Below are 20112 nucleotides of genomic sequence, written 5' to 3'. Positions count from 1 at the left end.
CCAGCCGACGCCGACGACGTTTGCCAGCCGGCGCTGACGACGTTTGCCAGCCGGCGCTGACGACGTTTGCCAGCCGGCGCTGACGACGTTTGCCAGCCGGCGCTGACGACGTTTGCTAGCTGACGCTGACGACGGGGCTGCCGCTGCCGCTTTCCTCGCTCAGACCTTGTTCCTCCGCGATCCGGTTGGCCTCCTCGATCAAGGTCTCCACGATCTGGTCCTCCGGCACGGTCTTGACCACCTCGCCCTTGACGAAGATCTGGCCCTTACCATTGCCGGAGGCAACGCCGAGGTCGGCCTCGCGGGCTTCACCCGGACCGTTGACGACGCATCCCATCACGGCCACACGCAGCGGGATCTCCATGCCTTCCAGCCCGGCAGTGACTTCGTCGGCCAAGCTGTAAACATCCACCTGCGCCCGGCCGCAGGAAGGGCAGGACACGATCTCGAGCTTACGCGGCCGCAGGTTCAGCGACTGCAGGATCTGCTCGCCAACCTTGATCTCCTCGACGGGCGGTGCCGAGAGCGAGACGCGGATGGTGTCGCCGATGCCCTGCGACAGCAGCGCCCCGAAAGCGGTGGCGGACTTGATCGTGCCTTGGAACGCCGGCCCTGCCTCCGTGACGCCCAAATGCAAAGGCCAGTCGCCCGCCTGTGCCAGCAATTCATAGGCACGGACCATGACCACCGGATCGTTGTGCTTGACTGAGATTTTGAAGTCGTGGAAGTCATGCTCTTCAAACAACGAAGCTTCCCAGACGGCCGACTCTACGAGGGCTTCCGGGGTGGCTTTGCCATACTTCTTGAGCAGACTGGGGTGCAAGGATCCGGCGTTGACGCCAATGCGCAGCGAAGTGCCGTGGTCCTTGGCGGTTTGAGCGATCTCCTTGACCTGGTCGTCAAACTTGCGGATGTTTCCAGGGTTCACACGGACGGCGGCACAACCGGCTTCAATCGCAGCAAAAACGTATTTCGGCTGGAAATGGATGTCGGCGATGACCGGGATCTGCGACTTCTTCGCGATGATCGGCAGCGCCTCGGCATCGTCCGACGTCGGGCAGGCCACGCGTACGATGTCACAACCCGAAGCCGTCAGCTCCGCAATCTGCTGCAGGGTCGCGTTGATGTCGGTGGTCTGCGTGGTCGTCATCGACTGGATGCTGATGGGAGATTCCGAACCTACACCGACGGAGCCGACCTTGATCTGGCGCGTCTTACGGCGCGGGGAGAGGGTGGGTGGCGGTGCTTCCGGCATTCCCAGGTTGACCGAGGTCAAAACGTGCCTCCATGTGTGATTGCTTCATTGATGACGCCGATGAAGACGCCGGATTCCATTATCCTCTTGATCCGCTGAATCGGCGATCCGGCGGGCGTGAGGCAGCGCCACGGGCCGTTTCCGACGCCGCGCGCAGCCAGCTACGCGTGTTCCGTGAAGGCGCCGAGCAGCGGCTTCCACTCCTTCACGCGCATCCCTGACACCAGTCCTGCCTGGTTGAAGGGGTCCTGCTTGAGCTCTTCCAGCAAGGCGGGCTCGGAATCGGCGGTAAACAGCAGCAGTGCGCCGGCACCATCCACATAGGGACCTGAGGACAGGACCCGGCCGGACTCGGTATGCTCCTTGAGCCACTGCCGGTGTGTAGGCAGCAGCTCATTCCGCGCAGCAGCCGTTTCAGCCTCATAAACATATTCGACAACAAAAACACTCATGCGTTGATCCTCACTGTTAGTTGAACCTCACTGATAAGGCCAATCCGCCCGGCGCTAACCGAACAGATTGACAGGCTTTACGATGTCGGCATAAATGAGCAACGCGCCCATGCCAAGCATAAGCACCGCCACAACGTACGTCAGCGGCAGGAGCTTTGCAATGTCGAACGGACCAGGATCCCTCCGGCCGAACAGCCGGGCGATCCGCCGTCGTAATCCTTCCCATAATGCCCCGGCGATATGGCCGCCATCCAGGGGCAGCAACGGGATCAGGTTGAATACGCATAGTGCCAGGTTCACACCGCCGAGGAGCCGGAACAGCAGCGCCACCTTGGATTCGAGGGCGACTTCCTCCATGCTCGCGACTTCACCGGCGACCCTGCCGACTCCGACGACGCTGATCGGGCCGTTGGGATCGCGCGGTGCATCGCTGAAGGCAGCTTGCCCGATCTCATATACATGCTCTGGCAGATTGAAGACGACGCCGGTCACGCGGGCAATGTTTTCGCCCACAGCCGGCAGCACCTCGCCAGCCGGCTGCGGCACCAGCTCCACCTGGGCGCCCATCCCGACGAATCCGACCTCCGTGGTCACTGGATTGCCATTGGAGTCGAGTTCCGCCCGGCCATCGGCGCCGATCACCGGCCGCTCGGTCAGCAGCGGAGTAATTTCCGACTGGATGCGTTCGCCGTCGCGGAGCACCGTGATCGGCACTTCCTCGCCAGCGGCAGCACGGATCCGCTCGGTCATCGCCTGCCAGTTCTCCACCGGTTGGCCATCGAACCGGACGACGGTGTCGCCCGGTTGCAGCCCGGCCGCCGTCGCCGGCGCCTTCGGGTCGCTCGGGAGGCAGTCCTGCTGGCCCGTTTCGGCCTGCTGGCTGACCGGGACGACGCATTTGTAGACCTCGGCGAGCGTCGTCGTCGCCTGTGCGCTGCCGAAACCCATAATCACCACGGCGAACAGCACAACGCCGATCACCAGGTTCATGAACGGACCGCCGAGCATAATGATGATCCGCTTCCAGATCGGCAGCTTGTAGAACATTCTGTTCTCATCGCCCGGCCGGATCTCTTCGGCAGCGAGTTTGCGGGCGTCGTCGGCCAGTGTCTGGAACATCCCGGTGCTGGAGCGGCGGACAGTTCCATCGCTGTCCTCGGCCGGTGGGTACATCCCCACCATGGATACATAGCCGCCGAGCGGCAGTGCCTTGAAACCGTATTCGGTCTCGCCGCGTTTCTTCGACCACAGCGTCGGGCCGAATCCGATCATGTACTGCATCACCCGGACCTTGAACAGCTTGGCCGGTACCAGGTGGCCCACCTCGTGCAGGGCGATCGAAGCGGCGATACCCACCGCAACGAAGAGCACCCCGAGGATGAACAGAAGTACTGTCAACGAATTCTTTCCTTACTGGCTTTCGGTGGCATGCGTTGCCGCAGCAGCGGATTTTCCTCTGGCTAAACGTTCACGGGTGCGGTTTCGTGCCCACTGCTCGGCCTCCAGCACCAGGTCCAACGTCATCTCCGGAGCGGGCGAATGTTCGTCGAGCACGGCTGCAATGGTATCCACAATATCGAGGAATCCTATCCCGCCGGCATGAAATGCGGCGACGGCCTCTTCATTCGCGGCGTTGTACACCGCAGGATATGTGGTGCCCCGGCGGGCAGCCTCCTTGGCCAGCTCGACGGCGGGGAACGCTTCGTTGTCCAGCGGCTCGAACGTCCAGCTCGTGGCCTGGGTCCAATCGCACGGCAGGGCCGCTCCTGCCACCCGTTCCGGCCACGCCAGCCCGAGCGCGATGGGCAGCCGCATATCCGGGGGCGAGCACTGTGCGATGGTGGAGCCGTCGATGAACTGGACCATCGAGTGGATCACCGACTGCGGATGCACGACGGCGTCGATCCGGTCCAGCGGAATGCCGAACAGCAGGTGCGCCTCAATAACTTCAAGCCCCTTGTTCACGAGCGTGGCCGAGTTCGTGGTGACCATCGGCCCCATGCTCCACGTCGGATGGGCCAGGGCCTGCTCCGGGGTGACGTCCGCTAGTTCCGCGCGGCTCTTACCCCGGAATGGCCCGCCCGACGCCGTCACCACCAGCCGGTCCACCTCACCGGGCGAACCCGAGCGGAGGCACTGCGCCAGCGCCGAATGCTCCGAGTCCACCGGAACAATCTGGCCCGGTTTCGCCTGCGACAGGACCAGCTCGCCGCCGACGATCAGCGATTCCTTGTTCGCCAGCGCCAGCGTGTGCCCTGCCTTTAAGGCGGCCAGCGTCGGCGCCAGCCCTATCGATCCGGTGATCCCATTAAGCACGACGTCGGCGGTCGGCCACGCGGCCAGCTCCGCCGCTGCGTCCGGGCCGACGCTGAGTTGCGGGTCGTAGCCGGTTACGCCAGCGGCTCCGGCGGCCGATTCGATGGCCTCCCGGAGGTCCTCGACACTTCCGGAGGCAATTCCGACAACCTCGGCTCCAGTACGGACAGCCTGCTCGGCCACCAGTTGCAGGTTGCTGCCGCCGGCGGCGAGGCCGACAACGCTGAACTTCTCCGGCGCAGCCTCGATCACCTCGATGGCCTGGGTACCGATCGAACCGGTCGAACCAAGCACGACGACTTTCCGGGTTACGGCCGGCTCTGTTTCATCGCGGAAAAGCATACTTCCAGTATGGCTGATCCGCGCAGTGACTACGGTGTGCTATCAGCTACTGTCCGGCCGGTCCCGTGAAACCGGGCGCTCTGGTATCACGCCGCTGAAGTGTCTGCTCCGCGTGCCGGAGGATGGGACCATCGATCATCCGGCCTCGGAACTGGAAGACGCCACCTTCAGATTTCGCTGCCTCCAGCACATCCCGCGCGTAGGCCATCTGCTCATCGGTCGGCAGGTAGGCGTCACGGATGACAGCCACCTGGCTGGGATGGATGCAGGCGGTCGCGGTGAATCCGGACGCCACGGCGTCGTTCGCCTCGGCCGCAAGCCCGTCAAGGTCGCCAATGTTGATGTAGACAGCGTCCAGCGCGGCTTTGCCCTTGGCTCCGGCCGCCAACAGGACCGAAGACCGGGCCTGCACCGCCACGCCACGGTACGATCCGTCGTCGTTCCGGCTGGATGTTCCGCCGAGCGAGGCGACCAAGTCCTCGGCACCCCACATTAGGGCCACCACATTGGGTTCGGCGGCGATGGCGGAGGCATTGACGACGCCGGCGGCTGTCTCGCACAGCGCGATGACTTTGAAGCGGGCCAACCTCTTGAGCTGCTCCGGCGTCTCGGCCTTTGCCAGCATGATTGTCGTATATTCCGTGTCCGCCAGGGCGTTCAAATCCAGCTGGAAAACGTCGGTACTGTCCGGATTGATCCTCACCACAGTACGTTCCGGATCCAGCGGAGTCTCGACCATGGACCGCCGGGCACCGGCCTTGTCCGCCGGCGCTACGGCGTCCTCCAGGTCGATAATGACCGCGTCCGCGCGTTCAGCCGCCTTGGCGTAGCGCTCCGGACGGTCGGCCGGACAGAACAGCAGGGACGGACCCATCGTGAAAGTCATTGTGCCTCCTCGTGGGCGTCCTTGGTCCACATCAGCACCGAGCGGGTCGCGACGGCGACGACGGTGCCATCCTGGTTCTTCGCGGTGTGTTCCATCGTGACAATGCCCTGTCCCGGCCGGGACGAAGACAGCCGCTTGTCGGTGATGACGGTTTCGGAGTACATCGTGTCGCCGTGGTACAGCGGATGTGGAAATTTCACGTCCTTGAACCCCAGGTTCGCCACGATGGTGCCCTGCGTCAGCTGCGCGACGCCGGAGCCCACCAAAGTGGCGAGGGTGAACATGGAGTTCATCAGCCTTTGACCGAACGGCTGCTGTTCCGCCCACGCAGCATCGAGGTGCAGCGACTGGGTGTTCATGGTCGCCGTCGTAAACAGCACATTGTCGGTCTCGGTGACAGTGCGGCCCGGCCGGTGCTCATAGACAACGTCAAGTTCAAACTCGTCGAAGTACAGACCCCGCTGGGTGATCTTCCGCCGGGCCGGTTCGTTCCCGCCGGCCGGTGCGGTCCCGCCTGCCGGTGCGGTCTCCCCCGCTGTCACTTGACCGTTACGTCGTTAGTGTTCAGCTTTGCACCCGTCTTGGCGACCACGTCGTCCACGCTGACCCCCGGGGCCGTTTCGCGCAGTACCAAGCCGTCGTCGGTGACGTCGATGACCGCCAGATCGGTGATGATCCGGTTGACGCAGCCCTTGCCGGTCAGCGGCAACGAGCATTCCTCAAGGATCTTCGGTCCACCATTGCGGTCGACATGCTCCATCATGATGATCACGCGTTCGGCACCGTGGACCAGGTCCATCGCTCCGCCCATGCCCTTGACCATCTTGCCCGGGATCATCCAGTTCGCCAGGTCACCATTGGCGGCGACCTCCATCGCTCCCAGGACTGCAACGTCGACATGGCCACCGCGGATCATCCCAAACGAAGCTGCCGAATCGAAGAGCGCGGCGCCGGCGTTGAGCGTGACGGTTTCCTTGCCGGCATTGATCAGGTCCGGGTCCAGCTCTTCCTCGGTGGGGTACGGTCCGACGCCGAGGATCCCATTCTCCGAATGTAGAACCACCTCCACACCGGCAGGAATGTAGTTCGGAATCAGGGTCGGCATGCCGATGCCCAGATTGACGTACTGGCCGTTTTCCAATTCATCGGCAACGCGGGCTGCCAGCTCGTTACGGGTTAGACTCATGACTGCGCTCCTGCCTGTGCGCTCGTGGCGGCTTGTTCTTCCTTGTTCAGCGACACGGTCCGCTTCTCGATCCGTTTCTCAACGTCCGGAGTGACCACCACGCGCTGGACGAAGATGCCAGGCGTATGGATTTCGGCAGGATTGAGCTCACCCGGTTCGACCAGTTCCTCGACCTCGGCAATCGTGATTTTGCCGGCCATCGCACACAACGGGTTAAAGTTCATCGCCGTGGCGTGGTACACCAAGTTGCCGTGCCGGTCCCCCTTGGCTGCATGGACGAGGGCGAAGTCAGGCGTGACTGAATGTTCCATCACGTAGTGACGGCCGTCGAACTCGCGCTTTTCCTTAGGTTCCGAGCCCTTGGACACGCCGCCGTCGCCGTCGTACCGCTGAGGAAGTCCGCCGTCGCTGATCTGCGTGCCGTAACCGGCCGGAGTATAGAACGCCGGAATACCGGCACCGCCCGCGCGAAGCTTCTCGGCCAGGGTGCCCTGCGGGGTCAGCTCCACCTCGAGCTCGCCCGAAAGGAACTGACGCGCGAATTCCTTGTTCTCCCCAACGTAGGAACTGATCGTACGGCGGATTCGGTGGTCCTTGAGCAACACGCCCAGTCCCCAGTCATCCACACCACAGTTGTTGCTGATGGTTTCCAGCTCGCCGGTTCCCTGCTGATGCAGGGCGTCGATCAGCGCGACCGGGATGCCGCAGAGGCCGAATCCCCCGACAGCCAGTGATGCGCCATCGGGAATGTCCGCAACAGCCTCCGCCGCGCTTGCAGCTACCTTGTCGATCAATGTTCCTCCTCGTCGAGATGACCCACGGCCCTTGGACGCTATTATTACAGACCCATATCCCGGGCGATCAGCATCAACTGTACTTCGGTGGTGCCTTCGCCGACTTCGAGAATCTTGGAGTCACGGTAGTGGCGTGCCACCCGGAATTCGTTGATGAACCCATAACCGCCGAAGATCTGAGTAGCATCGCGCGAGTTGTCCATGGCGGCATCGCTGCCCACCATTTTGGCGATCGAGGCCTGGGTCTTGAACGGCTTGCCGGCCAACATCCGCGACGCTGCGTCGTAGTAAGCCAGGCGGGCGGTGTGGGCGCGGGCCTGCATCCGGGCGATCTTGAACGAGATCGCCTGGAACTCACCGATGCTCTTGCCGAACGCTTTACGCTCCTTGGCGTACTTCCGCGACTCGTCGACACAACCCTGCGCGGCGCCAACTGCCATGGCGGCGACAGCAATCCGGCCCTCGTCCAGGATCTGCACGAAATTCGCATAGCCGCGGCCACGGGTTCCCAGCAGGTTCGCTTCCGGAACGCGCACATCCTTCAACGTCAACGGGTGGGTGTCGGAGGCGTTCCAACCGACCTTGTTGTAGGCCTTTTCCGCCTTGAACCCCGGAGTGTCGGTGGGAACCAGGAAGGTGGAGATTTCCTTCTTGACGGAACCGTCGTCGCGCGTTTCCGTGCCGGTCACAGCGGTCACCGTCACCAGTTTGGTGATATCGGTTCCCGAGTTGGTGATGAACTCCTTGGTGCCGTTGATGACCCATTCGCCGTTTTCCAGCTTGGCGGTCGTCTTCGTCCCAGACGCGTCCGATCCGGCCTCGGATTCGGTCAGGCCGAAGGCTGCCAGGTTCTTTCCGCTGGCCAGTTGCGGCAGCCATTCCTTCTTCTGCTCTTCGGTGCCGAAGCGGTAGACCGGCATCGCTCCGAGCGAGACACCTGCTTCCAGTGTGATGGCCAGTGACTGGTCCACACGCGCGATCTGCTCGATGGCCAGGCACAGCGCGAAGTAGTCGCCCCCCATGCCGCCATACTCCTCCGGGAACGGCAGGCCAAAGAGACCCATCTCCGCCATCTGGCTGACGACGTCGTACGGGAAGCTGTGCTCCTCGTCGTGTTTGGCCGAGACCGGTGCAATGACCTCGTCGGCGAATTCGGCAACGGTGTCAACGAGGTCCTGATAGTCCTCGCCAAGCTCAAAATCAGGCATGGTCATGCTCCTTCACTGATGGCTGCAGCAGAATCTGCATCCTGGTCTGCGGTTTCTGTAGTATTTGCGGCGGCTTCGATGCTGGCGACCACCTGGTCGGCTTTGACAAGGTCGCCGGCCTTGACGGTGACGCTGACAGTTCCCGCCACCATTGCGGTCAACTGGTGCTCCATCTTCATCGCCTCGACGGTCAGGATGGTCTCACCGGCGGCCACGGTGTCCCCGTTGGCTTTGTTGACGGCGATTACGGTTCCGGGCATCGGCGAGCGGACGTCCGGATGCGCTGTTCCTTCCGTCCGGCCAATCCTCGCGAGCTCTTCCGCCAGCTGCTCCTCACGGCTGCGGGCCCTGATTTCGCACGAGAAACCCGCGTCCGCGATAAAGAGGACGTCGCCGCCGTCATGCCCCCCGGCTATCCGAAGACTGGAGGTCAGGCCGTCGTAGCTGAGGCTGATGGCCCCCGGAATTGCCGGATTGACGTGCAACCCTGCCTGCACCGGAGCTGCATCGCCTACGACGACGGTCGCTGCGGTGGGCGGGCCGCTGACCTGGACGTCGGTAAAGCTGGTGGCCGAGGTGCCGAGGCTGAAACGGGTCGGACGCCATTGTCCGATCCGCCAGCCGCTTGGTTGCGCCCACGGTGAGTGCGCTTCGCCCTTGTGGGCGCCGCCGTACCGCTGCGCATGGACAAACAGGGCCGCCGCCGCCAGGATCCGCTCGTCCGGATGCCGGAACTGGAGCCCTTCCATCTTGCGTTCGATCATCGTGGTGTCGAGATGCCCGGCCTGCACGTCGTCGTCGTTAATCAACAGCCGGAGATACTCGACGTTGGTCTGCAGGCCCAGGACGACACTGCCCGCGAGTGCATTGTCGAGCCGGGCAAGCGCCTGCGGCCTGTCCTGCCCCCAGGCGATCACCTTGGCGAGCATGGGGTCGTAGTCGGCGCCGACGTCGAGCCCCTCAACCAATGAGCTGTCCACCCGGACGCCGTCGCCGGACGGTTCCTGCAGCTGGAGGATCGTGCCGGTCGTGGGGAGGAAGCCGCGCTCGGGGTTTTCGGCATACACCCGGGCTTCGATCGAATGACCCGTCAGCAAGACGTCCTCCTGCCGCACGGCAAGGTGCTGGCCGGCGGCAACCCGGACCTGCCATTCCACCAGATCCAGCCCGGTGACCATTTCCGTCACCGGATGCTCCACCTGCAGGCGGGTATTCATCTCCATGAAGAAGAACTCGTCCGGTGAAGCATCGGAAACGAGGAACTCCACAGTCCCTGCTCCGGAATAATCGACGCTGCGCGCCGCGTTGCAGGCCGCCTCGCCGATCCTCGCGCGGGTCGCCGCATCCAGCAGCGGCGACGGCGCTTCCTCGATGACCTTCTGGTGACGGCGCTGCAGCGAACACTCGCGCTCGCCAAGATGGATCACATTGCCATGGTTGTCGGCCAGGACCTGGACCTCAATATGCCGCGGCTGGCGCACCAGCCGTTCCAGGAACAGCGTGTCGTCACCGAAAGCCGAAGCGGCCACGCGCCGGGCCGTCCCCAGCGTTTCTTCCAGATCTTCGGGACGTTCGACGACGTGCATTCCCTTGCCACCGCCGCCGGCTGATGGCTTGATCAGCAGTGGATAGCCAACGTCCTCGGCGGCCTCCATTAGCTGCTCGTTGGTGAGCCCGGGTTTGGCTATGCCAGGAACAACAGGCACCGAATTGGCCGAGACGTGGTTCTTGGAGCGGATCTTGTCGCCCATCACGTTCAATGAATGGACACTCGGGCCGATGAATGCCACCCCGGCGTCCTGCAGTGCTTGCGCGAAGGCCTCATTCTCGCTCAGGAACCCATAACCAGGGTGGACGGCGTCGGCGCCGGTGGCCTTGATGGCTTCGAGGATCGCCGGAATGTTCAAATAGCTCTGCTGCGGAGCGGCCGGCCCGATGTGGACGGCGGTGTCTGCGAGGGCAACATGCTTGGCGCCCCGATCGGCATCGCTGTAGACGGCGACGGAGCGGATGCCCATCGTCCGCAAGGTGCCGATAATGCGGCAGGCTATTTCGCCGCGGTTGGCCACCAGGACTGTTCCGAAGGTCTTGGCGTGCTCCGCCGTCGTACTGCCTGCAGCTTCGGTTGAGCTGTCAGTTGCAGCACCTGGTGCCTTTGTCGTCTGAATTACTGTCATCGTCCCATCACATCCGGAAGAGGCCGAAGGCGGTATCGCCGATCGGAGCGTTTGCACATACGTCCAGGGCGAGTCCGAGGACCGTCCGGGTGTCTGCAGGATCGATCACACCGTCGTCCCACAGTCGTGCGGTTGAGTAGTAGGGGTTGCCCTGGGCTTCATACTGGTCGCGGATCGGCTTCTTGAACGATTCCTCATCCTCGGCCGACCATTCCTCGCCACGGCCTTCAAGTTGCTCGCGCCGGACTGTTGCCAGCACGGAGGAGGCCTGCGGTCCGCCCATCACCGAGATCCGGCTGGCCGGCCAGGTGAACAGGAAACGCGGCGAATACGCGCGGCCACACATCGAGTAGTTCCCAGCACCGAAGGATCCGCCGATGATGATGGTGATCTTCGGAACCCGCGTACTGGCGACGGCGGTGACCATCTTGGCGCCGTTCTTGGCGATGCCGCCGGCCTCGTAGTCGCGGCCGACCATGAAGCCGGAGATGTTCTGCAGGAACACCAGCGGAATGCCCCGCTGGTCGCACAACTCGATGAAGTGCGCCCCCTTCAGCGCCGACTCGCTGAACAGCACACCGTTGTTGGCGACGATGCCAACCGGGTGCCCGTGGATCCTGCCGAACCCGGTGATCAACGAGGTTCCGTATTCCTTCTTGAACTCATGGAATTCGCTGCCGTCGACAACGCGTGCAATGACTTCATGAACGTCGTACTGTCCCTGCACGTCGGTGGGCACGGCGCCGTAGATTTCGCCGACGTCGGCCCGCGGCGCTCGGCTTTCCTCGACGTCCCACGGCGCATGCTGCGGCTTCGGCAGAGTCGAAACTATATCGCGGACGATCTGCAGGGCGTGCTGGTCGTTTTCGGCCAGATGGTCGGTCACGCCGGAGGTCCTGGAGTGGACCTCGCCGCCGCCGAGGTCTTCAGCGCTGACGATCTCGCCGATCGCCGCCTTCACCAGCGGCGGTCCGCCCAGGAAGATCGTGCCCTGGTCGCGGACGATGACGGTTTCATCGCTCATCGCGGGAACATAGGCGCCGCCGGCCGTGCACGATCCCATCACGGAGGCGATCTGCGGAATCTTCGCGGCGGAGAGATTGGCCTGGTTGTAGAAAATCCGGCCGAAATGCTCCTTGTCCGGGAACACCTCGTCCTGCTTCGGCAGGAATGCCCCGCCCGAATCCACCAGGTAGACGCACGGCAGCTTGTTCTCGAAGGCAATTTCCTGTGCCCGGAGATGCTTCTTCACGGTCATCGGGTAATACGTGCCGCCCTTGACCGTGGCGTCGTTGGAGATCACCAGCACGTGGCGGCCGTGCACCAGGCCGATGCCGGCGATGAGTCCGGCGCCCGGGCACTCGTCGTCGTACATCCCATTGGCAGCCAAGGCGCCGATTTCGAGGAAGGGGCTCCCGTCGTCGAGCAACTGGTCGATCCGCTCGCGTGGCAGCAGTTTCCCGCGCGCCACATGGCGTTCCCGCGAACGTTCCGGCCCGCCCACAGCTGCCTCGGCCAGCCGCTTCCGCAGATCCTCGGTCAGGGCAATCTGCGCCTTCTGATTCTCCACAAAAGTGGAGCTGGAAGTGTCCACCCGGCTGGTCAGAGTCTCCATCGACCGCTTTCTCTCGAACTCGCTTTTGCCACCGGACCCAGTCAACGGGCCACAGCTACGGTTAGTCAACGCTAACTGAAATTAGGTTAGTATCTATTAACCGGCTTGTCCACACAAGCCGTGACGAGCTTCACAGAAGGGTACCGCATGAGCGCTGCGCAAGCAGCCGGCGACGGCGCATCGACGCTGCGCGGCCGGGCGAAAGCATCGCGCCGGGCTGCCCTGCTTGCTGCAGCAGCGAATCTTTTTGCGGCCCGTGGGTTCAACGGAGTCTCGATCGAAGACCTTGGAGCAGCCGCCGGGGTGAGCGGCCCGGCCGTCTACCGCCACTTCAACGGCAAGCAGGCCGTGTTGAGCGCACTGCTGGTGGGAGTGAGCAGGGACCTTTACGACGGCGGCCAGGCAGTGGTCGCTGAATCCGCCGACGCCCGTGCTGCCCTGAAAGGCCTGATCGAATTCCAGGTCGACTTCGCGCTCACAAACCCGGACGTCATCCGCGTCCACGACCGGGATCTGGACAGCCTGTCGGAGGAAGACGGAAACAACGTGCGGGCGCTGCAGCGCAAATACGTTGAAGTCTGGGTCAATGTGCTCTCGCAGCTGCACCCGGGGACGGACAAGGCGCAGCTGCGGCTTCGCGCGCACGCCGCCTTCGGGCTGATCAATTCCACCCCGCACACCACGCACCGCAGGAGAACGTCCAAGGACATTGCTGTCCTGCGGCGGATCCTCGAGGAAATGACCCTTGCCGCTTTGACCGTTTAGCAGCGGTGCACCGCGGGTATAGTCACCGCGCAGTGACGGTGTAGCCGCGATGCACCGGTGCTAGATCATTGTCAGGATCATTCCGGGTTCAGCCAGAATCGCGCCAATGTCGGCCAGGAACCTGGACCCTTGTTCGCCGTCCACCATCCGGTGATCGAACGAGAGGCTCAGCGTCATGACCTCGCGCAGGGCAACTTCGCCCTGGTACTCCCACGGCTGCCTCCGAACCGCACCCATGGCCAGAATCGCAGCCTCGCCCGGATTCAGGATCGGCGTGCCCGCATCGATACCGAAGACGCCGATGTTCGTGATGGAAATAGTGCCCCCGGAGAGGTTTTCCGGACTGGTCTTGCCGGCCCGCGCCGTCTCCGTGAGGTCGGTCAAAGCGGTCGACAGCCCGGTCAGGCTGAGCTGCTCGGCGTCCTTGATGTTCGGCACCACTAGACCCCGTGGCGTCGCGGCCGCAATGCCAAGATTTACATAGCTCATCTGCACGATCTCGCCGTTCGCCTCGTCCCAACGGGAGTTCAGCGAAGGATTCCGGGCCAGAGCGACCATCAGCGCCTTGGACAGAATCGTCAACGGCGTGAGTTTGTAGCCTGCAAAAGCGCGGCTCGCCTTGAGTTTGGCCAGCAATTCCATGGTCGGAGTGACGTCGACGGTCAGGAACTCGCTCACATGCGGTGCGGTGAAAGCACTCTTCACCATCGCCGCCGCCGTGTGTTTGCGGACCCCCTTGATCGGAATCCGCACTTCGCGTTCAGCCTGGCGGCGGTCCGCGGGAGCTGCTCCCGCCTGAGCCGGTTCTGCAGTCCCTCCGTCGGCGAAGCCCTGCACATCCTGGCGGGTAATCAGCCCGTCCTTGCCCGTCCCCTCGAGCTGGGTCAGGTCGACGCCCAGGTCCTTCGCGAGCTTTCGTACCGGCGGTGTCGAGCGCGGACGCTCAGCCGGCTTGGCCGCCGTCGTGCCTGATGCCTGTGCACCAGATCCCTGTGCTCCAGATCCCTGTGCGCCCTGCTCCCCCACGGCTGGCGAAGTTTCTTCCGCAGGAGCAGCCTGCGCCGCAGGCCGGGCAGCGGCGCCACGTGCCCGCCGCTTGGGACGGCCATCATTCTCGGCGGCCGGGCCGTAGCCGACCAACACGGACTGACGTTCCGGCTTTCCGTTCGCTGCTTTGGACTCCTGACCAGCATCGGCTCCATCGGCTGCAGGGACTGGTTGGGCGGCGTCATCGCCGGACAATTCCTCTGTCACGTCGATGCTGACGATCGGAGCGCCCACCTGCACGGTGGCACCTTCATCTTCATGCAACGCCGTTACCTTGCCCGCGAATGGCGACGGCAGGTCGACTACGGCCTTGGCCGTCTCAACCTCGGCTATCACCTGGTTGAGCTCAACGGTGTCCCCCACCGCGATCTGCCATTTAACTATTTCCGATTCGGTCAGACCCTCGCCGAGGTCCGGAAGCTTAAAGTCCTTGATCATCGCCTACTGGCCCTTCCAGTTACTCAACGAGTTGTCCTTGCCCATGACCCGGTCGACGGCGTCGAGCATCCGGTCCAGATTCGGCAGGAAGTGGTCCTCCAGCTTCGCGGCCGGATACGGCGTATCGAACCCGGTGACCCGTTCGGGTGCGGCCTCCAGATGGTAGAAGCAGCGCTGGGTAATGCTCGCCGCGATCTCGGCACCCAGTCCACCGAACTGCTGTGCCTCATGCGTGATCACCAGCCGGCCCGTCTTACGGACAGACGCTTCAATGGTTGCAAAGTCGATCGGCGACAATGAGCGCAGGTCGATCACTTCGACCGACACGCCTTCATCCGAAGCCGCGATGGCGGCGTCGCGGGCGGTTGCCACCAGCGGTCCGAAACTGACCAGCGTCACATCATTACCGGAATTGACGACGGCGGCGCGCTCCAGGGAAGGAGTGTCCGCCGTGATTTCCTCGTTGACTTCGCCCTTGGTCCAATACCGGCGCTTAGGTTCAAAGAACAACACGGGATCATCCGAGGCGATCGCCTGGCGGATCATTGTGTGCGCATCCTGAGGGTTGGAGCAGCTGACCACGCGGAGACCGGAGGTGTGCGTGAAGTAGGCCTCGGGCGATTCGGAGTGGTGCTCGACTGCACCGATTCCGCCACCGAACGGGACGCGAATAGTGATCGGCATCTTCACCGCGCCTCCCGTGCGGTAATGCAGTTTGGCGACCTGGGTGACAATCTGGTCGAAACCCGGGTAGATGAAGCCGTCGAACTGGATCTCACACACCGGCCGGTAACCGCGGTAGGCCAATCCCACTGCCGTGCCGATAATGCCGGCCTCTGCGAGCGGAGTATCCATCACCCGGTGGGCGCCGAAGTCCTTCTGCAGACCATCAGTGACGCGGAAAACACCACCGAGCTTGCCAATATCCTCGCCCATCAGGACGACTTTAGGGTCGTCCTCAAGGGCCTTGCGGAGTCCGCTATTAATGGCCCGCGACAATGTCATCGTTGACATCAGTGCCCTCCTTCAAACGACTGTAGATAATGCGAATACTGGTCCCTCTGCCGGTCCAGCCAGGAACTTGAAGTGCTGTACACATTGTCGAACACGCTCAGCGCTTCGGGCTCTTCCATATTCACTGTGCCCGCCCGGATTTTCTTTGCGACGTCGTCGGCCTTTGCCTTCACTTCCGCCTGAAACTCTTCGGTCAGCAAATCCTTGCTCTTCAGGTACGCCTCCGTCCGGGCGATGGGATCCTTGACCTGCCAATCCTCACGCTCGAGGACATCGACGTAGCGCGAGGGATCATCGGATGTCGTATGCGGTCCCATCCGGTAAGTCACGGCCTCGATGAACGTTGGACCGTTTCCGCTGCGCGCACGGTCAAGGGCAATCCGTGTCGCTGCCATCACTGCCAGCACATCGTTGCCATCGATCCGCATGCTGGGAATGCCGAAACCCGGAGCACGGCCGGCGATCGGCGTGCGGGCCTGCAGGCCAACCGGCTCGGAAATCGCCCACTGGTTGTTCTGGCAGAAGAAAACCACCGGAGCCTGATAGCTCGCTGCGAAGATCATCGCCTCGTTGACATCGCCCTGGCTCGTCGCGCCATCACCGAAGTAGGAAATAGCGACCGTGTCGACACCATCCTGCTGGCAGCCAAGGGCATAACCGGTTGCGTGCAGCGTCTGGGCGCCGATGATCACCTGGGACGGAGCCATATTGATGTCATACGGATTCCAACCAGAATGGGCATGTCCGCGCCAAACGCGCATGATGTCGGTGTAGTCGACGCCACGGCAATACGCCACGCCATTCTCGCGATAGCTTCCGAAGACGAAATCGTCCTCCCGCAGCGTCCGCCCGGAACCTATCTGGGCAGCCTCCTGGCCCAGCAGCGGCGGCCACAGTCCGAGCTCTCCCTGACGCTGCAGGGCAGTGGCCTCAGTGTCGATCCGCCGCACGACAACCATGTCCTCGTACAAGGACTTGAGTTGAGCGTCATCCACGTCCTCGACCCAGGAATCGTATTCCGCATTCTTGACACGTTCGCCAGCGGGCGAAAGCAGTTGGACGAGTCCGCCGTCGTCAATGGATCTCATGTCATTTCTGGACACAGTGCACGCAACCTTAATCCGTCGTCTTGCAGCTGCGGGAAACCTCCGCAGCTCTGAAGGGCTCCATTACCCAAAGCTATTGTGACGATACTCACGCAGCTCAATGAGTACAACAGAGGAACAAAATACTGAGCATTGTGCCCGGTTTTGCCCCGAACCGTCGTGCTACCGTTGCGCAATATGCAAGCTATTGATGGTACCGACACCCGGCTGTTGATTGCCCTCGCCAAGGACCCGCGCCGCACCGTTGTGTCGCTGGCCCAAAAGCTCGGACTCTCCCGAAACACTGTACAGGCACGCATGGCGCAGCTGGAAAGAAAGTCAGTGTTCCTGTCGTTCGAACGCCGCATCAATCCAGCCGCTCTGGGCTACCCACTTATGGCATTCATTTCGGTACATGTACAGCAGCAAAAATTACAACAATTAGCCAAGGAATTATCGGAAATACCGGAAGTAATTGAAGCATTCGGTCTCGCCGGCCAGGCTGATCTACTGGTGCGGGTAGTCTCTGTGGACGCAGAGGACCTCTTCCGCATCAATGGCAAAATTCTCGGTTGTACCGGCGTCGAGCGGACCGACACTTCGCTGGCCATGGGTGAGCTGATCCCCTTTCGGATGGAGCCGCTGCTCGAAAAAGGGCCCCGGCCGACACCTTAAATATCGGTTTTTCATCGTGTGTGACATTTATCAGTCGATTTTCCCGAAGAATTCTATTAGCAAATGGATGATCCTTTAACTTGACCCCATCGCCGTCGTAATCGCCTTTCGCAGACACATCCCGGAAAACAATGCCCGCTTCAGGTTATGCTCGGAAGTATCGGAATTAAAGCTTGCCCGCAATGATGCCAAGCGCCCGGTGAGAGCGACGCACAAATGGCACCGCGGGTCGTTAGAAAGTGTGTGACGATGCGCATTGGTGTTCCCCGTGAGGTCAAGAACAACGAATTCCGGGTGGCCATCACACCCTCGGGTGTCCAGGATCTGGTCCAGGCAGGTCACGAGGTTTACGTCGAGACCGAAGCCGGTCTGGGCTCCGCCATCACGAATGCGGACTATGCCGGCGCTGGGGCAGTAATCGTCGAAACCGCCGATGACACCTGGGACAAGGCTGAACTGCTCCTGAAGGTGAAGGAACCCGTCCAGTCGGAATACCATCATTTCCGCGACGACCTGACACTTTTCACCTTCCTGCATCTAGCAGCGGATCGGGCGCTGACCGAAGAGCTCTGCACCAGCAAGGTCACCTCCATCGCGTATGAGACGGTTCAATTGCCGGACGGATCCCTGCCATTGCTTGCTCCAATGAGCGAAGTTGCCGGCCGCTTAGCACCACTGGCAGGAGCCTCGACCCTGCTCAAAGCCAACGGCGGACGAGGTGTGTTGATGGGCGGCGTCCCCGGTACCCACCCCGCCGACGTCGTCGTCGTAGGCGCCGGTGTTGCAGGAGCCAATGCAGTGGCCACGGCTGTGGGAATGCACGCCAGCGTGACAGTACTCGACACGAACCTCAACCGCTTGCGGGAAATCGATGCCCTCTACGCAGGACGCGTTCGCACGGTGGCGAGCAACACGCTCGAACTCGAAAAAGCCGTCACCAACGCCGATCTCGTCATCGGAGCCGTACTGGTCGCAGGCTCGAAGGCCCCCACTCTCGTCTCCAACGAACTTGTATCCCGGATGCGGCCGGGCGCGGTATTGGTGGATATCTCCGTCGATCAGGGCGGATGCTTCGAAGACTCACGGCCGACCACCCATGCCGATCCAACCTTCATGGTTCATGACGCTGTCTTCTACTGCGTGGCAAATATGCCGGGGGCCGTTCCTCACACATCCACGTACGCCTTGACCAACGCCACATTGCCATACGTTAAGGCCATTGCGGCCCACGGGTTCGACTCGGCAACTGAGCGCCTGCCCCAACTAAAACCGGGTCTCAATACGAGATCCGGAGAGGTAACTTTCGAACCCGTCCGCCGGGCGCACGGTTTATAACTGTCACTATTGCAGGCGACCCTATTTGCATCGCCGACAAACTTTTCAATTGAGGTGACACAGGCCGCACCCATCCGGACGGCAGCCTGGCACGAACTCTTAGTGAAAACCCGCAATCGGGTTTCCGTCAAGAAAGAGGGATTCCTTAGGAGTTCCCGTCAGGAAGGGTAATAACAATGAAGACCTCACCCAATCGGTTACTGGCCACAGTTTTTGGAGCGGTATACCTGCTGGTCGGCATTCTCGGATTCTTCGTCACATCCGGCGTCGGTTTCTTCGCCACCGAAGGCCGGAATTTGATCATATTTGAGGTTAATCCGCTCCACAACGTCATCCACTTGGCCATTGGAGCCGCCTTGCTGATCGCAGGGATGAAATCCGTCGCTGCAGCAAAGAGCGTCAACATCACTGTTGGAGCCGTTTATCTGCTGGTCGGTGTTGTCGGACTGTTCATCCTCGACTCCGCGCTCAACATCATCGCCCTGAACGGAGCCGATAACGTACTCCACCTGGCAAGTGCCGTTCTGCTGCTGGGCGTCGGCTTGTCCCAGGACAAGACGGTCCGCACCCGCCGTCAGCACCATATGGCCTAAGCCATGGCTAACAGCGTAGTGGTTGCTGCACCGGCATCGTTTTCGCCGGTGCAGCAACCTGCCCGTACTGCTCAGGGAACTGTGATGAGCGAAGCCACTCGATTGCTGGCCGCATTTGCCGGATTCGGTGCCGCTTTGCTGACATTCGGCATAAGTTCCAACCTGGTGTACGCCTCATCCGGGTTTAGTTTGGTGACTTACCCCTCCGCCGTGCTGGCCGGCTTGTGGGCCCTGGGCCTCGTCGCATGGTCGATTATGACGATGCGCCGCGGCGTAGTCCTCTGGGTGAAACCAATGGTGTCGTTGCTATCTTTCACATCGTTGGTGTTGCTTGGATCTTTGGTTCACGAAGTTTGGATCTCGACTTCAGAATCAAGTGAATTCGACGCCACCGTGGCCGGAGCCCTGGCCCTTCAGCTGATCATGCTGGCCGCGATTGGGTATCTGCGGCGGCTTGGCCCTAGGCCCGCCAGCGGCTCACTTCCAGCGGCCAAGCTCTTACTAGCCTTGGCCGCGGCCGCGACGCTGGTCTCAGCCATTACTGTCCCAGGATTGGCCGCAACAACAGCCGGTGACTTTGCTGTTCCGCACGGCAGCCACGGAGTTCCATCCGAGGGTCCTCCTGTCGATACTGCTGAACTCGACAAGTTGGAGCACGCTGGCCATTGACCGTTGTAGACGGCCGCCCTGCCTGGATACCTTATCCGGCAGGGCGGCTTTTTTGTCGTTGGCTATGAATACCTCCGCCGTTTCAGAATGGTGGTGGTGTTTGGTCGTGGTCGCCGGGTGGGACGGTGTTGGCGTTTTTGGGGTTCCATGGGTCGAAGTGGTGGCCGTTGCCGGTGGCGTAGCGTTGGGCGTCTTTGCGGCTGGTGAGGACGGGTCCTTCGGGTTTGGATGTGTAGGTTCGTCCTGCTGGTGATGTGACG

General features: G+C 62.1%; 19 protein-coding genes. 5 read left to right on the top strand and 14 right to left on the bottom strand.

The window, feature by feature from the left end:
* Positions 1 to 115 precede the first annotated feature (115 nt).
* The 11 genes from ispG to ACX80B_RS17940 form a co-directional block, all read right to left on the bottom strand.
* A complete protein-coding gene (gene ispG / locus ACX80B_RS17990; RefSeq protein ID WP_459298721.1) occupies positions 116 to 1276 on the bottom strand; it encodes a flavodoxin-dependent (E)-4-hydroxy-3-methylbut-2-enyl-diphosphate synthase in 1161 nt (386 codons plus the stop codon).
* Between the two features lie 140 nt (positions 1277 to 1416).
* A complete protein-coding gene (locus ACX80B_RS17985) occupies positions 1417 to 1707 on the bottom strand; it encodes a YciI family protein (RefSeq protein WP_459298719.1) in 291 nt (96 codons plus the stop codon).
* Positions 1708 to 1761: 54 nt separating this feature from the next.
* Complete coding sequence (locus ACX80B_RS17980) at positions 1762 to 3105, bottom strand: M50 family metallopeptidase (protein ID WP_459298717.1); 1344 nt, start codon at positions 3103 to 3105, stop codon at positions 1762 to 1764.
* A gap of 12 nt (positions 3106 to 3117) precedes the next feature.
* Positions 3118 to 4365, bottom strand: a complete 1248-nt coding sequence (dxr, locus tag ACX80B_RS17975; RefSeq protein ID WP_459298715.1) for a 1-deoxy-D-xylulose-5-phosphate reductoisomerase — start codon at positions 4363 to 4365, stop codon at positions 3118 to 3120.
* A 46-nt stretch (positions 4366 to 4411) separates the two neighbouring features.
* On the bottom strand, positions 4412 to 5251 hold the full coding sequence (locus tag ACX80B_RS17970; protein ID WP_459298713.1) for an HpcH/HpaI aldolase/citrate lyase family protein: 840 nt from the start codon (positions 5249 to 5251) through the stop codon (positions 4412 to 4414).
* Positions 5248 to 5721 (bottom strand): MaoC family dehydratase, encoded by a 474-nt coding sequence (locus tag ACX80B_RS17965; protein ID WP_459298763.1) that lies wholly within the window; start codon positions 5719 to 5721, stop codon positions 5248 to 5250. Before ACX80B_RS17965 ends, ACX80B_RS17970 begins: the two co-directional genes overlap by 4 nt.
* A gap of 68 nt (positions 5722 to 5789) precedes the next feature.
* On the bottom strand, positions 5790 to 6437 hold the full coding sequence (locus ACX80B_RS17960) for a CoA transferase subunit B (protein WP_459298711.1): 648 nt from the start codon (positions 6435 to 6437) through the stop codon (positions 5790 to 5792).
* Positions 6434 to 7231 (bottom strand): CoA transferase subunit A, encoded by a 798-nt coding sequence (locus ACX80B_RS17955; protein ID WP_459298709.1) that lies wholly within the window; start codon positions 7229 to 7231, stop codon positions 6434 to 6436. Before ACX80B_RS17955 ends, ACX80B_RS17960 begins: the two co-directional genes overlap by 4 nt.
* A gap of 44 nt (positions 7232 to 7275) precedes the next feature.
* The gene (locus ACX80B_RS17950) at positions 7276 to 8439 is read right to left on the bottom strand and encodes an acyl-CoA dehydrogenase family protein (RefSeq protein ID WP_459298707.1); all 1164 of its coding nucleotides are present in this window, start codon (positions 8437 to 8439) and stop codon (positions 7276 to 7278) included.
* A gap of 2 nt (positions 8440 to 8441) precedes the next feature.
* A complete protein-coding gene (locus ACX80B_RS17945; protein ID WP_459298705.1) occupies positions 8442 to 10616 on the bottom strand; it encodes an acetyl/propionyl/methylcrotonyl-CoA carboxylase subunit alpha in 2175 nt (724 codons plus the stop codon).
* A 7-nt stretch (positions 10617 to 10623) separates the two neighbouring features.
* Positions 10624 to 12231, bottom strand: a complete 1608-nt coding sequence (locus ACX80B_RS17940; protein WP_459298703.1) for a carboxyl transferase domain-containing protein — start codon at positions 12229 to 12231, stop codon at positions 10624 to 10626.
* A 147-nt stretch (positions 12232 to 12378) separates the two neighbouring features.
* Between ACX80B_RS17940 and ACX80B_RS17935 the strand changes: the two genes are divergently transcribed.
* Positions 12379 to 12996 carry an SACE_7040 family transcriptional regulator gene (locus ACX80B_RS17935; RefSeq protein ID WP_459298701.1) on the top strand — a complete coding sequence of 206 codons (618 nt, stop codon included), beginning with the start codon at positions 12379 to 12381 and terminating at the stop codon, positions 12994 to 12996.
* Between the two features lie 60 nt (positions 12997 to 13056).
* Here the strand turns inward: ACX80B_RS17935 and ACX80B_RS17930 are convergent, their stop codons facing one another.
* Genes ACX80B_RS17930 through pdhA form a run of 3 tightly spaced genes read right to left on the bottom strand, consistent with a single transcriptional unit; the run spans position 13057 to position 16583 of the window.
* Positions 13057 to 14481 carry a dihydrolipoamide acetyltransferase family protein gene (locus ACX80B_RS17930; RefSeq protein ID WP_459298699.1) on the bottom strand — a complete coding sequence of 475 codons (1425 nt, stop codon included), beginning with the start codon at positions 14479 to 14481 and terminating at the stop codon, positions 13057 to 13059.
* 3 nt (positions 14482 to 14484) lie between these two features.
* On the bottom strand, positions 14485 to 15495 hold the full coding sequence (locus tag ACX80B_RS17925) for an alpha-ketoacid dehydrogenase subunit beta (RefSeq protein WP_459298697.1): 1011 nt from the start codon (positions 15493 to 15495) through the stop codon (positions 14485 to 14487).
* Positions 15495 to 16583 (bottom strand): pyruvate dehydrogenase (acetyl-transferring) E1 component subunit alpha, encoded by a 1089-nt coding sequence (gene pdhA, locus ACX80B_RS17920; protein ID WP_459298695.1) that lies wholly within the window; start codon positions 16581 to 16583, stop codon positions 15495 to 15497. Before pdhA ends, ACX80B_RS17925 begins: the two co-directional genes overlap by 1 nt.
* Positions 16584 to 16778: 195 nt before the next feature.
* On the opposite strand from pdhA, the gene ACX80B_RS17915 reads away from it, so the two are divergent.
* The 4 genes from ACX80B_RS17915 (at position 16779) to ACX80B_RS17900 (ending at position 19852) form a co-directional block, all read left to right on the top strand.
* Positions 16779 to 17255 (top strand): Lrp/AsnC family transcriptional regulator, encoded by a 477-nt coding sequence (locus ACX80B_RS17915; RefSeq protein WP_459298693.1) that lies wholly within the window; start codon positions 16779 to 16781, stop codon positions 17253 to 17255.
* Positions 17256 to 17504: 249 nt separating this feature from the next.
* Positions 17505 to 18590: an alanine dehydrogenase gene (gene ald / locus ACX80B_RS17910; RefSeq protein ID WP_459298692.1), complete on the top strand. Its 1086-nt coding sequence runs from the start codon at positions 17505 to 17507 to the stop codon at positions 18588 to 18590.
* Positions 18591 to 18766: 176 nt separating this feature from the next.
* Positions 18767 to 19183 carry a DUF4383 domain-containing protein gene (locus ACX80B_RS17905; protein ID WP_459298690.1) on the top strand — a complete coding sequence of 139 codons (417 nt, stop codon included), beginning with the start codon at positions 18767 to 18769 and terminating at the stop codon, positions 19181 to 19183.
* Positions 19184 to 19186: 3 nt separating this feature from the next.
* The gene (locus ACX80B_RS17900; RefSeq protein ID WP_459298688.1) at positions 19187 to 19852 is read left to right on the top strand and encodes a hypothetical protein; all 666 of its coding nucleotides are present in this window, start codon (positions 19187 to 19189) and stop codon (positions 19850 to 19852) included.
* Positions 19853 to 20112: the final 260 nt, after the last annotated feature.

The sequence above is a fragment of the Arthrobacter monumenti genome, from assembly GCF_054511255.1.
The sequence above is the reverse complement of the archived record's forward strand: the minus strand, read 5'-3'. Positions and strand labels throughout refer to the sequence as shown.

Excerpts from the sequence above, each read along its gene's own strand:
- ACX80B_RS17985 (WP_459298719.1), bottom strand. The coding sequence starts at position 1,707 with ATGAGTGTTTTTGTTGTCGAATATGTTTATGAGGCTGAAACGGCTGCT.
- dxr (WP_459298715.1), bottom strand. The coding sequence starts at position 4,365 with ATGCTTTTCCGCGATGAAACAGAGCCGGCCGTAACCCGGAAAGTCGTC.
- ACX80B_RS17970 (WP_459298713.1), bottom strand. The coding sequence starts at position 5,251 with ATGACTTTCACGATGGGTCCGTCCCTGCTGTTCTGTCCGGCCGACCGT.
- ACX80B_RS17960 (WP_459298711.1), bottom strand. The coding sequence starts at position 6,437 with ATGAGTCTAACCCGTAACGAGCTGGCAGCCCGCGTTGCCGATGAATTG.
- ACX80B_RS17950 (WP_459298707.1), bottom strand. The coding sequence starts at position 8,439 with ATGCCTGATTTTGAGCTTGGCGAGGACTATCAGGACCTCGTTGACACC.
- ACX80B_RS17945 (WP_459298705.1), bottom strand. The coding sequence starts at position 10,616 with ATGACAGTAATTCAGACGACAAAGGCACCAGGTGCTGCAACTGACAGC.
- ACX80B_RS17940 (WP_459298703.1), bottom strand. The coding sequence starts at position 12,231 with ATGGAGACTCTGACCAGCCGGGTGGACACTTCCAGCTCCACTTTTGTG.
- ACX80B_RS17935 (WP_459298701.1), top strand. The coding sequence starts at position 12,379 with ATGAGCGCTGCGCAAGCAGCCGGCGACGGCGCATCGACGCTGCGCGGC.
- ACX80B_RS17930 (WP_459298699.1), bottom strand. The coding sequence starts at position 14,481 with ATGATCAAGGACTTTAAGCTTCCGGACCTCGGCGAGGGTCTGACCGAA.
- ACX80B_RS17925 (WP_459298697.1), bottom strand. The coding sequence starts at position 15,495 with ATGTCAACGATGACATTGTCGCGGGCCATTAATAGCGGACTCCGCAAG.
- pdhA (WP_459298695.1), bottom strand. The coding sequence starts at position 16,583 with ATGAGATCCATTGACGACGGCGGACTCGTCCAACTGCTTTCGCCCGCT.
- ACX80B_RS17915 (WP_459298693.1), top strand. The coding sequence starts at position 16,779 with ATGCAAGCTATTGATGGTACCGACACCCGGCTGTTGATTGCCCTCGCC.
- ald (WP_459298692.1), top strand. The coding sequence starts at position 17,505 with ATGCGCATTGGTGTTCCCCGTGAGGTCAAGAACAACGAATTCCGGGTG.
- ACX80B_RS17905 (WP_459298690.1), top strand. The coding sequence starts at position 18,767 with ATGAAGACCTCACCCAATCGGTTACTGGCCACAGTTTTTGGAGCGGTA.
- ACX80B_RS17900 (WP_459298688.1), top strand. The coding sequence starts at position 19,187 with ATGGCTAACAGCGTAGTGGTTGCTGCACCGGCATCGTTTTCGCCGGTG.